Source organism: Caulobacter sp. Root343 (genome assembly GCF_001425745.1).
Taxonomy (GTDB): Bacteria; Pseudomonadota; Alphaproteobacteria; order Caulobacterales; family Caulobacteraceae; genus Caulobacter.
On sequence record NZ_LMDF01000007.1, the window covers coordinates 1,202,574 to 1,216,493 of the forward strand.

The window sequence follows — 13,920 nt, forward strand, 5'->3', positions numbered from 1 at the left end:
GGATGATTTTCCCCTCGAGCCTCGCCAAGGTCCCGCCCGGGGTTTTTGTCAGGGTTCTGAGCTGAGGGGCTGTCGAACTTGTCCAAGCATTCTATCCGTTGCGCCGTGGCCGGCGTCATCGCGGCCGCGCTCGCGGCCGCATCGTTCGTTTCTGGCGCGCACGCCGACGCCATCAAGCAGACCAAGGCGCCCTTCGAGGACAAGTTCCGCCAGCTGGAAGGCGAGGACTGGCCCACCCCGACCGACTACCGCAACGCCTCGGGCGCGCCGGGCTATCGCTATTGGCAACAGAAGGTCGACTACGACATCGCCGCCAAGCTGGATGAGCCGACCAAGTCGATCAGCGGCAAGGAGACGGTGGTCTACCGCAACAACTCGCCGGACGACCTGCCCTATCTGTGGCTGATGTTGGACCAGAACGACTTCAAGCGTTCGTCCATCAGCCACATGACCGAGACCGTCTCGGGCGACGGCATCACCCTGACCCAGGTCCGCCGCGCCAAGCGCTTCCAGGATTGGGAAGGCGGCATGACCATCAAGTCGGTCAAGGACGCGCAAGGTCGGCCGCTGAAGTTCACCGTCGTCGACACCATGCTGCGCATCGACCTGCCCACGGCCGTGAAGAGCGACGGCGGCGAGGTGAAGTTCTCGATCGAATGGTCGTTCCCGATGGTCGAGACCAAGCTGATCGGCGGCCGCAGCGGCTATGAGTGCTTCACCGCCAAGGGCGATGACGGCAACTGCATCTTCGAGGTCGCCCAGTGGTTCCCACGCCTGGCCGTCTATTCGGACTACGAGGGCTGGCACAACAAGACCTTCCTGTCGGGCGGCGAGTTCACCCTGGAGTTCGGCGACTACAACGTCGCCCTGACGGTGCCGAATGACCATGTCCTGTCGGCTACCGGCGAACTGCAGAACGCCGCCCAGATCCTGACCACCGCTCAACGCGATCGGCTGGCCAAGGCTCGCACGGCTAGCGAGCCGGTCTATATCGTGACCCCGCAGGAAGCCGTCGCCGCCGAGGCGGGCAAACCGACCGGCGAGAAGACCTGGGTCTTCAAGGCCGCCAATGTCCGCGACTTCGGTTGGGCCACCTCGCGCAAGTTCGCCTGGGACGCGATGGGCGTGCATCAGGCCGACCCGTCGGCCAAATATCCGCTGGTCATGGCCATGTCGTTCTTCCCCAAGGAAGCCCGGCCACTGTGGGACGCCTATTCGACCAAGGCGATCGCCCAGACGATCAAGGTCTATTCCAGCTTCACCTTCGCCTACCCCTACCCGGTCGCCCAGTCGGTGAACGGCCCGCAGGGTGGGATGGAATATCCGATGATCAGCTTCAACGGCCCCCGGCCGGTGAAGGACAAGAAGACCGGCGCTCTCACCTATACCGACCGCGCCAAGTATGGGTTGATCGGGGTGGTGATCCACGAGGTGGGCCACAACTATTTCCCGATGATCGTCAATTCCGACGAGCGTCAATGGACCTGGATGGACGAAGGCCTGAACAGCTTCCTCGAGTTCCAGGCCGAGAAGCAGTGGGACAAGAAGTTCCCTTCCCGCCGCGGCGAGCCCAAGGACATCGTCGAGTACATGGTCAGCCAGGACCAAGTGCCGCTGATGACCCAGTCGGACTCGGTGCTGCAGTTCGGGCCTAACGGCTACGGCAAGCCCGCGACCGCGCTGGTCATCCTGCGCGAGACGGTGATGGGCCGCGAGCTGTTCGACCGCGCGTTCAAGGAATACGCCAACCGCTGGCGCTTCAAGCACCCCACCCCCTATGACTTCTTCCGCACGATGGAAGAGTCGTCGGGCATCGACCTGGATTGGTTCTGGCGCGGCTGGTTCTATTCGACCGACCACGTCGACATCGCGCTGGACAAGGTCACCCAGGGCCGCCTGGACAGCGGCGATCCGGACGTCGAGTCCGCCGCCCGCAAGGCCGAGAAGGCCAAGGAGCCCGGCTCCCTAACCGCCGCCCGCAACGCTGATCCGACGGTGGTCGATCGCGATCCCAAGGTCCGCGACTTCTACGACCAGACGGACGAGTTCACCGTCACCGAAGGCGCCAAGAAACGGGCCAAAACGGCGCGCGAGGATCTGACGCCGGAAGAGGCCGCCGCCCAGGACGTGAAGGACAACTTCTACCGCTTCACCTTCCGCAACATCGGCGGGCTGGTGATGCCGGTTATCCTGAAACTGGACTATACGGACGGCACGACCGAGACGGTCCGCATCCCGGCCGAGATCTGGCGCAAGAGCTCCAAGCAGGTCACCTGGCAATACGTCTCGGCAAAGCAGGTCAAGGGCGCGGAGATCGACCCGTTGTGGGAGACGGCCGACGCCGATCGGTCGAACAACGTCTTCGACGGCGTCATCGCCCCGACCACGCTGAAGATCATCAAGCCGCCAGAGGTGGGCTCCAACCGCATGAAGGACGCCAACCTGAAGGTCGACCCCGACAGCCTGACAACCCAGCCGTCGGCGGATCCGAAAAAGGACGAAGGCCCGAAGTGATCCGGCGTGCGGCCGTCCTGATCGCGGCGGCGGGCCTCTGGCTCGCCCCGCTGCCGGCGGCGGCCCACCGCGGCCATGGCGCGCTGAGCGTCGTGGAGATCAACGCCAAGACCGGCGCGGTCACGGTCAGCCACCGGATCCCGGCCCACGACGCCGAGCCGGCCTTGGCCGTGATCGCCCCCGACGCCCAGGCCAGCCTCGACGATCCCGAAGCAATCGCGGTGCTGAAGGCCTACATGCTCAGGCAGTTCTGCGTGGCGGTGGATGGCAAGATCGTCGAATTGACCCTGACGGACCTGACTCTCGGCGCGGACGAGGTGCGCTTTGAATATGTCGGCAAGATCGCGCCGGCCGACGCCACCGCGATGGTGGGGATCAAGGCGGCGATGTTCTCCGACATATACGGCGACGAGGTGAACCAGGTGAACGTTCGGCGGTTCGGCGTGACCCGCACCCTGATCTTCACCGGCGTGGAGGCCGTCGTGGGGCAATATCTCGACCCGATCGACCCGCCGAAGCCCTGAAGTGACAAACGTCACCCCAAACGCGTGACCCCAGGCACTGCAACGCTTTGAGTCGATGCGGCAGTTTCCTCGCCAACAGAGGAGACTTCTCATGACCTTCCCGACCCGCCGCGTCGCCCTGCTGGCCGCTACGGGCCTGGCCGCGATCAGCGCCAACGCCTTCGCCCAAACGGCGTCCTCGGCGACGACGCCCTCCGCACCGCCGGCCAAGAAGGAGCAGAACACCCAGGTTCAAGGCGTGACCGTCACCGCGCCCTCGTCGCAGGACATGAAGACTTCGATCGACCGTCGCAGCTATAGCCTGGGCAAGGACCTGCAAGCGACCACCGGCTCGGTCGCCGACGTGCTGCGCAACGTTCCTTCGGTCCAGGTCGATGTTCAGGGCAATGTCAGCCTGCGCGGCGACGCCAACGTCACCATCATGATCGACGGCAAGCCGTCCGGCATGTTCAAGGGCGAGAACCGCGGCCAGGTGCTGCAGCAGATCCCCGCCGCCAATTTCGAACGGGTCGAGGTGATGACCAACCCGTCGGCCGCCTTCAGCCCGGAGGGCACGGCCGGGATCATCAACCTGATCACCAAGCAGCAGCGCGGGGTCGGCACCACGGGATCGGTGCGCGCGAACTTTGGCACCGAAGGCCGCAAGAACGCCAGCGTCACCCTGGCGCGCAACACCAAGGCTTTGACCTTGTCGGCCGACGCCGGCTGGCGGCGCGACAAGGCCAAGGGCGAGATCGTCGACGACCGCTCACGCCTGGACACGGCCACGGGCCGCTACGCCGACAGCCATCAGAAGATCGGCTTCGCCAGCCGCGGCAAATCGCACAATGCCCGAGCCGGCGTCGACTATGATCTCGACAAGCAGACCCGCATCAGCGCCGAAGCCCGCTACAATGACATGGCGTACGACTCCAAGGCTGGTTCGGACTACGAGGGGAAAGATCCGAACGGCGCGCCGCTCGCCCGCTTCCAGCGCCTCAGCGACGGGCACATGAAGCGCTCGGTGGCCGGTCTTTCGGGCGATCTGCGCCGCAAGTTCTCCGGCGACGAGCACGAGCTCACCGTCCACACCAGCGTCGAGCGCACCCGCGACCGCCAGCTGACCCTGGCGAACGGCTTCAACCAGCTGCCGGCGGTTTCGAATTACGTCGAGAACGTCCGGATCGGCGACGAGCTGGTCCAGACCCGCCTGAAGGCCGAGTACAAGCGCCCCCTGCCAGGTGGCGCCAAGTTGGTGGCGGGCTACGAGCTGCAGATCGACGACAACGATTACGACAACTACGGCGCCCGCGGCCCGACCTCGGGCGGGCTCGTGGTCGATCCGGCCCTGACCAACCAGTTTCGCTACGACCAGGCGGTCCACGCCCTCTACGCCACCTACAATCGTCCGATGGGTGACTGGACCGTGATGCCGGGCCTGCGGATCGAGGAGGTCAAGATCGACACCAACCAAGTCACCTCGAACCTGAAGGACGGCTACGACTACCTGCGGGCCTACCCGTCGTTACATGTGCAGTACCGGGTCGACGACACGCGCCAGATCAACGCCAGCTACAGCCGCCGCATCCAACGTCCGACGGCCCAGGACCTGAACCCTTACCGGATCTACCAGGACCCCTACAGCTATCGGCAGGGTGACCCGCGCCTGAAGCCGCAGACGACGGACTCGTTCGAGGTCGCCTACCAGCTGCGGAAGGGCTTCAACTACTATCTGGGCACCCTCTATTGGCGCGAGGCTCGCGACGGCGTCACGGACGTGGTGCGCGACATCGGCAACGGCGTGCTGCTGACCACAAAGGCCAATCTGGCCAAGAGCCGCGCCGGCGGCCTGGAACTGGTCGCCAACGCCCGCCTGACACCCAAGGTGTCGTACACGCTCAGCGGCAATGCGGCCTGGAACGAGCTGGGCGCGACCGAGCTCGGCTTTCCCGACAAGCGCTCGGCCTTCACCGTCTCGGGCTATGCCGCCCTGAACGTCCAGGCCACGCCCAAGGACTTCCTTCAGGTCAGCGGCTTCGCGATCGGCAAGCGCTTGACGCCCCAGGGCTATCGCGAGCCGACCGGCATGCTGAACCTGGGCTACCGTCACAAGTTCAACGACCGCCTTTCGGGCGTCGTGACCGTGCAGGACGCGCTGAAGACCTTCGGCGACAAGCTGGTGATCAACACCCCGGCCCTGCGTGATCGTCGGGCCATGGACCTGGATCTGCGCGCGGTGTTCGTGGGCTTCACCTATGGCTTCGGCGGCAAGGGCGTTCCCAATCCGCGTCGCCCCCGCGAGCCGTCCTTCGACTTCCAGACCAACCCTGGCGGTGTGGGACCAATGTAGTCGAGGTCGCGGTCGTCGCCTTTCACGAGGCGACCGCTTCGCTTTTTCAACCCATCCTTGCCCGATTGCGGCGCCTTTTTGTCCGAGACGCGTTCTCCGTGTCGACGCTCTAACGTCGTCGCGGGGTGAAATGCGCAGGTTTCGGTTCGAGGTCGTCTCGCCTGAACACTTTCCCGATCCGGAAGGCGTGCTGCTGCGCAATCTCGACGAAGCCAGGCGCGAAGCTTGGCGGCTGGGCGCGGCGCTCGTGCGAGACTATCCCGAAGCCTTCGACAAGCCCGGCCCGTGGCGGATGCTGGTCCTCGACGAGGCCGGTCAGGTCGTGGCCGAGGTCGAGCTAGGGCCGGGGGCGCGAACGCCCCCGCGCCTCGCCGGCGCGCAACCTGCCCCGCTCCAGCCGGGGAAGCGCCTTGGGCCTTGGACCTTCAGCGGCGGCCAGCTTTATCTGGGCCAGCGACCGGGCAAGAAAGACCGATAGGGTGTCGAGGTCCTGACGTGAGAAGCCCGCGAACACGGTCTCGTGGGTCGGCGCGAGGCCCGCCAACACGCGTTCCACCAAGGTCCGGCCGCTCGGGGTCAGGTCGACCACGACCAACCGTCGATCCTCGACGGGGGTCTTGCGATCGACGTAGCCAGCCGCCACCAGGCTGTCGATCGTGCGGGTCAAGGTCGTGCGATCCGCGCCTATGACAGCGGCCAAGGCGGTCATCGACGAAAGCCCTTCCTTGAACAGCGCGTCGAGCACGACCCATTGGCCGAAGACGATGCCGTATGCGCTCAATCGATCGCCGACCAGCAGGCGGCGAGCCTGTTCCGTTTGGAACAGAAGTCGGTTCAGATCGTCGATATCGAGCGACAAAGGCGGCTTCCGGCGTCCCCAGTTAACTTTCAACGCAAGAACCGGGCTTTCAGATGACGTCGTTCCGCGAGTTTCTTAACCACGTTGCAAAGGCGCCATAGTCTAGGTCTGGGCCGAGACCTCCAGCCGTGCCGCATGGCCGCCTGTCAGAGCGATGGTCAGCGGCGCGGCCTGGAACCCCGGCACGAGGTTGAAGATACGCGGAACGACGAGCGGCTCGAAATCGTGCTCGGCGCTCCGGACCACAATCCGCCCCGCCGCGCGAGACACCAGGAAGCTACGCGCGTCCGGCTGGGCCGTCGCCTCGTTCCGCCGCGCGATGATCGGCGCGATCAGCCGCGCGACTTGGCCTGGCCCCAAGCCCAGGACGGTGGCGGTCAGGACGAGACCACTCGGCGTTAGCTCATACCCAAGTGTGTAGGTCACGGCGGTGTCCGGGCCCCGTCCTTCGGGCGTGAGAAGACGGCCGCGCGCGATGACCCGCACCCGTTGCGCATCGCCCTCGACCGTCATGTCGGCGGCGAGGTCCGCCAGGCTGGTGAAGACGTCCTTGCCCTGCACCAGCTCGATGCGCGGGGTCAGCGGCTGATGGGTGGCGTCGATTGGCGCCTGCTGGTTGGTGATCTCGACCGCCTTGTAGCGGGTCATGCTGGCCGCCAGGACCGGCCCGAGCGTCTGATGATACAGCAGCGATAGCGCGCCGCCTGACGCATGACCGCCGCCGGCCGGCGCCATGTAGTCGAAATCGTAGTCCGTGAACGTCGCGCGCCACGGGCCGACGGACGCCAGATGGGTTCCAATCTCGGGAAACGGCTTCAAGCCGTAGGGCGTGTCGCGGGGCAGCGTCTCTCGCGCGACCGGTGCGGACTTGGCCAGGTCAATCACCGCCGCCAGCGCCTTGGCATGGGCGAAGGTATGGTGGATGCAGGGGCGGTAACCCTGCTCACGATAGTGCGGACCGCCGTGCAGCAGGCCGTCGTGCGTGCAGGCCGCCATTTGGGCCAGGTTGCGGGTCGAGACCTCGGCGAAGCGCGGGTCGTGCTCGGCCAGCAGACGATAGGCCGGATGGCAGCCGTCGCTGGTGCGGCTGCCCCACCACGTCCATTTGAAGTTCCGCGTTCCCCAGCTGTTGTCCCAACCGCCGTCCGGCAGCATGAACTCCATGTGAGCGCGTAGGGCGACCAGTGTCTGGTCGAGAACCGCCTTGTCCCCGGTGCGCAATGCGTACATCGCCAGGGCCGGCAGGGATTCCTCGACATTATAGCCGAGGTCGACCGGCGACCGGCCCTTCGGCGTCCGGCCGCGCTGAGGATGGCCTTCGCCGAATACCAGGCCGTTCGGGGTGAAATAGTCGAGGCACGCGTGGGCGAACTCGCGCGCCCTGGTCTCGTAATCGGGCCGCTCGAAGACCTCGGCGCCGAGCAAGAAAGCGTAGGCGGACGAGACCGGATAGTTGATGTTGCCGGTGTCCATCGTCATGTAGCCGACGAGAAAGTCGTAGGCCGCCGCCAGGCGGGCGCGCCACGCCTGCCTTGTCCTGGCGTCCAGCAGGTCGCCGTGATGGATCAGCGCCTCGGCTAGAGCGGTTGCGCGGAAGACGGTCGTGCCCTTCCAGTCGTTGAGGAAGACGTCATTGACCCAACCGCCGTCGGCGCGGCTGACGTTGCGCTCGCTCCAGTCCTGAACCGCCTTGGCCGCCTGCACGTAGCGTGCGTCACCGCTGCTTCGGGCCATGCGCAATAGCGGATAGACGGCGTCGGCGCTGCGGCCGTGGATCATGCCGCACCCCGGGCACAGGAAGCCGCCGTTGGCGCCCTGGCCAACCAGCCCCGCGACCTGCCGTCCCAGCAGGCCGTCGCACCAGGTCTTCAACAGGCTCGCATACGGTTGAAGATCCGCGCGGACCGCCGATCTCCCCGAAGCCTCGGACAAGGATGGGGCCAGAACCGTCGCCGCCGAAAGGCCCAACATGCCTCGCCGAGATGGGCCCGTGGTCAACTCATCCGGCATCGGCCAACCTTCCTCGAGCCTTGGGTGGCCCTCTTCAGGGCCTGACAATGAGCGTCGAAGGCCATTTTGGCCATACCAATTTTCTCAAAGCTTAACGGCAAGGGCAGACCAATTTCGGCTCCGACCACTCCTCGGACCCGCTTTTCGCTATTTGTAGTACATTTTACGACCTCTCCACCACGAAACCGGTCAAGCCATCTCGCTTAGACGAGCTTGCCCGGCGGCCCTGGCGACCAGCGGCCGCAAATTTGGTCATACCACTCTTGTCACCGGTGTCACGATCTGACAAAGCTCACGCTCGCAACGACGCTCGCTTCACGAGCGCAACCTAGGGGAGGTCACAATGCTCGCACGCTCCACGCATCCGCTTCGCGCCGCGCTCTTCGCCTCGGCCGCTCTGGCCGCCGCCATTCCGGCCGTCGCGACCGCCCAAGCCACGACCACCCCGCCCGCCGCCGAGCCCGCGCCGGCGCAGGTTGAAGAGTTGGTCGTCACAGGTATTCGCGCCACCCAGCGCAACTCGCTGGCCACCAAGCGCAACACCGAGACGGTGGTCGACGCCATCGTCAATGACGAGATTGGCGCCCTGCCCGACAACTCGGTGGGCGACACATTGGAGCGCATCACCGGCGTCACCGCCGACCGCTTCAAGGGCAACGCCAACGAGCTGTCCGTCCGAGGTCTTGGCCCGACGCTGAGCTTTTCCACCTTCAACGGCCGCGAGGTTTCGACCGCCGGCCCCGACCGTTCGGTCGCGTTCCAGCAGTTCCCGTCCGAGCTGGTCAACGGCGTCTTGGTCTACAAGACCCAGCAGGCCGACATGGCCGAGGGCGGCATCGCCGGCGTCATCAACCTGCGCTCGATCCGTCCGCTTGAGTCCAAGCCGCGCATCCAAGCCGAGTTCCGCGAAGTCTACCTGCCCAAGGACGCCGCCATTCGCGGCCGCGACGGCCTGGGCTACCGCTACAATATCTCGGCCACCGACCGCTGGGACACCAAGCTGGGCCGCGTCGGCGTCTCGATCGGCTGGCAGCACCAGGACCAGGCCCAGCCCGAAGACTACTACAGCACCAATTCGTCGTTCATCCCGTGCAGCACCTCGGCCAAGGACCCGACGCTGATCACAGGCACGGCGGCGGCCCAGACAGCTGCGGGGACCAGCTTCAACTGCGCGGTGCGCCCGACCCTCTCGGCGGCCAACCAGGCCGGGACCAACGAGTCGCCGCTCTACTTCGCCACCACCTCGCGGACCTTCCGCCAGATCAACACCAGCGAGATCCGCGACGGCGTCATCGGCGCCCTGCAGTGGCAACCGAACCACCAGCTCGATTTCGTGCTGGACGGCCAGTACTCCAAGCGTTCCAGCCTCGAAAACCGCAACCAGTTCGCGATCACCGAAGCCGCGCGCGGCGTGCAGCCGCTGATCATCGGCGGCCAGGGCAACGACTACAGCGACGGCGCGCTGATCAAGTACACGGGCAACTCGAACCTGGAGATCCAGCTCGAGGATCGCCTGCGGGAAGAGGAATATGTCGGCGGCGGGTTGGCCACGACCTGGACCGGCGACAAGCTGACCCTGAACGGCGATCTCTCGTATTCGAAATCGCATCGCACCGAGCTGCAGAAGGCCACCAACATGCGATCGGGCCGCCGCGTGGTCTACACGCTGGACGGCACGAACGACGTGGTTCCCGAGGTCAGCTTCGTCGGCTTCGACGTCAACGATCCGGCCAACTATGTCAGCGCGGTCCCGGCCGCCAACACCAACTACGCCCGCTATCGCCTGGTCACCGACCGCAAGGACGCCATCAGCGCCGTGCGCCTGGACGGCAAGTACGACCTGGGCGAAGGCTTCTTCCACACCCTGAGCGGCGGCTTCCGCTACTCGGTCCACACCCGCAAGACCGACGCCAACAACAACAGCGACGTGGCCATTCCGATCGCGCGCGACGGCCTGACCGCCGCCCAGATCGTGGCTCAGGCCAACGCCAACTGCCGCGTTCCCTACGCCACCACGCGGTTCATGAAGGAATCCCAGACCAACATCCGATCCTGGGCCCAGTTCGACAATAGTTGCCTGTTCCGCGCCTATACCGGCCGCGACACCAATCCGCTGCTGGCCGACAGCCGCGGTCCCGAGGACACCGACGTTACCGAAAAGATCGGCGCGCTTTATGTGATGGGGCAGTTCCGCTCCGAGGTCGGCGGACTCCCGGTCAGCGGCAACATGGGCCTGCGCTATGTGACGACCAAGGTCGAGTCGACCGGCTATCGCTCCGAAGTGCTGGTGATCCCGTCGGTCGGCGGCTCGATCGCCACGGTGACCACCGTGGCCGGCACGATCTCGACCGTCGAGGGCGAAGGCAAGTACCACTACTGGCTGCCCAGCCTGAACGTGAACTTCGACCTCAATGACAAGACCCGCCTGCGCTTCGCGGGCTCGCGCGCCATCGCCCGGGTGGGGATCGAGGAGTTCAACGTCGGCATCACGCCGGTCGTCGACGCCACGGCCACCACGGTCCAGGGCGCGCTGGCCAGATCGAACACCGGCAATCCGAAGCTGAAGCCGCTGGAGAGCTGGAATCTCGACGCTTCGCTGGAGTTCTACCTGACGCCGGAAAGCGCCCTGTCGTTCGCGACCTACTACAAGTGGGTCAAGGGCGCGGCCTTCGACGCGGTGCAGCCGTTCACCACCTCGATCATCGCCAACGGCCAGCTCGTCGAGTTCAACGCCGTCGCACCGGCCAACGACCCGGAAACGCGCCACCTGTATGGCTTCGAGGCGACCGGCAGCTATGTGTTCAGCATGCTGCCCAAGCCGCTGGACGGCCTCGGCGCGACCATCGGCTACAACTACGCCAAGGCCGATTTCGAATTCCCCGACCCGTCGACCGTCGCCCCCTATGTCGATCCGGCCAACCTGCGGGGCCTGTCGAAGCACAACGTCAACGGCTCGATCTACTGGGAAGGCAGCAAGCTGCAGCTGCGCGCCTCGTACCGCTATCGTTCGGACTATTCCAAGCCCAACAGCGGCACCAACCGCAGCGTCCGCGGCTCGGGCATCCTGAACCTCTCGGCCCAGTACGACCTGACCAAGCATGTCCAGCTAAAGCTGCAGGCCCTGAACGTCACCGCCGCGCGGGACATCATGTACAAGGCCGGCGAGGACTCGATCACCGAGGTCAGCGAGAGCGGGCCCCAGTACTTCGTGGGGCTGCGCGTCCGCTTCTAGCGAACGGCGTGAAACGGCCCGCCTTGGTCCCCATACGGATCGAGGCGGGTCAGCCGCCTATGGCGGTGCAGCCCACGACCGCGATCACCAGCCATCCGAGCAGCAAGCTGCTCGTGAAATTTCGAACCAGCCAACCCTTGGCCTTGCCTAACGCCACCATGGAACGCCCCTCAAGCAACTGACACTCAAGCTGCCTTGTGATTCTATCCACAGGCAAGCTCGCCTCAGGCGGGAACCGGCGCCTTCTTCCACATCAAGCCAAATCCTGTATCGGTCGATAGCGCCTTTGGCTTAGACCGCGACCTCGGCCCTCTCTACCGTGATGATCAACAAGCGGCCTCCCGGGACGACCCGAGACGAGCGCCGCCGCTCGGAGAGGACTTCATGAGCCGAATGTCGCCGACGGAAATGGCCCGCCAGCTCGGCGGCGGCCTGCTGTCGTTTCCCGTCACTCATTTCGACGATCAGCACCAATTTCTGGAGACGCCCTACCGCGAGCACTGCGGCTGGATGCTGGAGCGCGATCTGGCCGGCCTGTTCGCCGCCGGCGGCACGGGCGAGTTCTTCTCGCTGCGCCCGCAGGAAGTCGGCCAGGTTGTCCGCGCCGCCGTCGCCGAGACCGCCGGCAAGATCCCCGTCATCGCCGGCTGCGGCTACGGCACGGCCATCGCCACCGACCTGGCGCGCGACGCCGAGGCCGCCGGCGCGGACGGCGTGCTGCTGCTGCCGCCCTACCTGACCAACGCCACCCAGGATGGCCTCGCCGGCCACATCGAGGCGGTCTGCAGGTCCACCAAGCTGGGCGTCATCGTCTACAATCGCGACAACGCGATCATCAACGAGGACACCCTCGAGCAGCTTTGCGACCGCAATCCGAACCTCGTCGGCTTCAAGGACGGCGTCGGCGATCTCGAGTTGATGATGCGGGTCTATGCCCGCATGGGGGACCGCCTGACCTATATCGGCGGCCTGCCGACGGCCGAGACCTTCGCCCTCCCCTATCTGGAGATGGGCGTGACGACCTATTCGTCGGCCATCTTCAACTTCCTGCCAGAGTGGGCCCTGTCTTTCTACAAGTCGGTGCGGGCCCGCGACCGCGAAGCCGTCATGATCGGCCTGCGCGACTTCGTCCTGCCCTACATCACCCTGCGCAATCGCGGCAAAGGCTACGCCGTCTCGATCGTCAAGGCCGGCATGAAGGCCATCGGTCGCGACGCCGGTCCGGTGCGCCTGCCGCTCACGGAGCTGACCCCGGCCGAGTTCGGTGAGCTGCAGGGCCTGATCGCTCGTGTGCAGCCCGGCGACCAGCGCCGCGCGGCCGCCGGGTGAGCGCCGGATCAGGGTCGATGCTCACGACGCATCGACCCTGATCGCAGGACCTCGCGCCCACGATGAACGCATTCACACCCCTGCCCGGTAAGAAGGCGCTGGCGATCGGCCCGAACGAGCGTCTAGCTTCGCGCCTTCAGGGTGTTGTGAACGGGCGCTTTCCGATGTTCGAGCTGAGCCAACTGCGCTGCTTCGTGGCCACCGCCGAGGAGCTGCACTTCGGACGCGCCGCCCAGCGGCTGAACATGACGCAGCCGCCGCTCAGCCGGCAGGTCCAGCTGTTGGAGCGGATCCTGGGCGTCACCCTGCTGGACCGCACCAGCCGCTCGGTGCGCCTGACCCCCGCCGGCCGCGCCTTCCTGCTCGAGGCGCGCCGCATCCTACGGCTGGCCGAGAGCGCGGCCCTGGCCACGCGCCGCATCGCCAGCGGCGAAGCCGGCCAGATCGCCATCGGGTTCACCGCCGCCTCGGGCTATAATTTCCTGCCGCAGCTGGTGATCCTGTCCAAGGCCCGACTCCCCAATGCTGATCTCACCTTGCGTGAGATGGTCACCCGCGAGCAGGTCGAGGCTCTACTGACCGGCCGTATCGACATCGGCCTGGTCCGCCCGCCGATGGAGCGGGTCGAGTTCGCCACCGCCCGCGTATTGTCCGAACCGCTGGTCGCGGCCCTGCCCACGGGCGACGCGCGCTTGGCCAAGGCTTCCCTGACGCTGGCCGACTTCGACGGCGCGCCGCTGATCATGTATTCGCCCGAGGGCGCGGGCTATTTCTACAACATGCTGACGACGCTGTTCGACGCCAATGGCGTCGCGCCGAACTACGTCCAGCACGTCACCCAGATCCACTCGATGCTGGCCCTGGTCCACGCGGGTCTGGGCGCGGCGATCGTGCCCGAGGCGGCCATGAGCCTGCACTTCGACGACGTGCAGTTCCGGCCGGTGGCCACCACGCCGGACCGGCCGGTCGAGCTCTACATGGCCTGGCGCAAGGACAACGAGAGCCCGATCCTGCAGGCCTTCATCGACCTTTGCCTGGCCGAGGCCTCGCCGACGGAGCCGGACGCGCGCTGACGCGCGTCGTCTCTCCCTCGGCGGGCCGCGGCCCAACGACGACAAGACCG

Annotated in this window: 8 protein-coding genes; 6 read left to right on the forward strand and 2 right to left on the reverse strand. The window is 66.0% G+C overall.

Going from position 1 to position 13,920, the window contains the following annotated elements:
- The first annotated feature begins 69 nt into the window (after positions 1-69).
- The 3 genes from ASC70_RS18020 to ASC70_RS18030 are packed head-to-tail and all read left to right on the forward strand — an operon-like array spanning position 70 to position 5,367.
- Positions 70-2,514, forward strand: coding sequence for a M1 family metallopeptidase (locus tag ASC70_RS18020; RefSeq protein WP_056052633.1), 2,445 nt, complete (start codon positions 70-72; stop codon positions 2,512-2,514).
- A complete protein-coding gene (locus ASC70_RS18025) occupies positions 2,511-3,038 on the forward strand; it encodes a DUF6702 family protein (protein WP_056052636.1) in 528 nt (175 codons plus the stop codon). The genes ASC70_RS18020 and ASC70_RS18025 overlap by 4 nt, the downstream gene beginning before the upstream one ends.
- Positions 3,039-3,093: 55 nt before the next feature.
- On the forward strand, positions 3,094-5,367 hold the full coding sequence (locus tag ASC70_RS18030; protein ID WP_056052639.1) for a TonB-dependent receptor domain-containing protein: 2,274 nt from the start codon (positions 3,094-3,096) through the stop codon (positions 5,365-5,367).
- Between the two features lie 337 nt (positions 5,368-5,704).
- Here ASC70_RS18030 and ASC70_RS18035 read toward each other — a convergent pair whose 3' ends face one another.
- Together ASC70_RS18035 and ASC70_RS18040 are read right to left on the reverse strand one after the other, a co-directional pair.
- Positions 5,705-6,226, reverse strand: a complete 522-nt coding sequence (locus ASC70_RS18035) for a MarR family winged helix-turn-helix transcriptional regulator (RefSeq protein ID WP_056052642.1) — start codon at positions 6,224-6,226, stop codon at positions 5,705-5,707.
- 102 nt (positions 6,227-6,328) lie between these two features.
- Entirely contained in the window at positions 6,329-8,098 is a 1,770-nt protein-coding gene (locus ASC70_RS18040) for a hypothetical protein (protein WP_056052646.1), read from the reverse strand.
- Between the two features lie 481 nt (positions 8,099-8,579).
- Here ASC70_RS18040 and ASC70_RS18045 point away from each other — a divergent pair, with 481 nt between their 5' ends.
- The 3 genes from ASC70_RS18045 (at position 8,580) to ASC70_RS18055 (ending at position 13,870) form a co-directional block, all read left to right on the forward strand.
- Positions 8,580-11,468 (forward strand): TonB-dependent receptor, encoded by a 2,889-nt coding sequence (locus ASC70_RS18045; protein WP_056052649.1) that lies wholly within the window; start codon positions 8,580-8,582, stop codon positions 11,466-11,468.
- A gap of 384 nt (positions 11,469-11,852) precedes the next feature.
- Positions 11,853-12,797 (forward strand): 5-dehydro-4-deoxyglucarate dehydratase, encoded by a 945-nt coding sequence (gene kdgD, locus ASC70_RS18050; protein WP_056052652.1) that lies wholly within the window; start codon positions 11,853-11,855, stop codon positions 12,795-12,797.
- Positions 12,798-12,961: 164 nt separating this feature from the next.
- Positions 12,962-13,870 carry a LysR substrate-binding domain-containing protein gene (locus ASC70_RS18055; protein ID WP_047413578.1) on the forward strand — a complete coding sequence of 303 codons (909 nt, stop codon included), beginning with the start codon at positions 12,962-12,964 and terminating at the stop codon, positions 13,868-13,870.
- Positions 13,871-13,920: the final 50 nt, after the last annotated feature.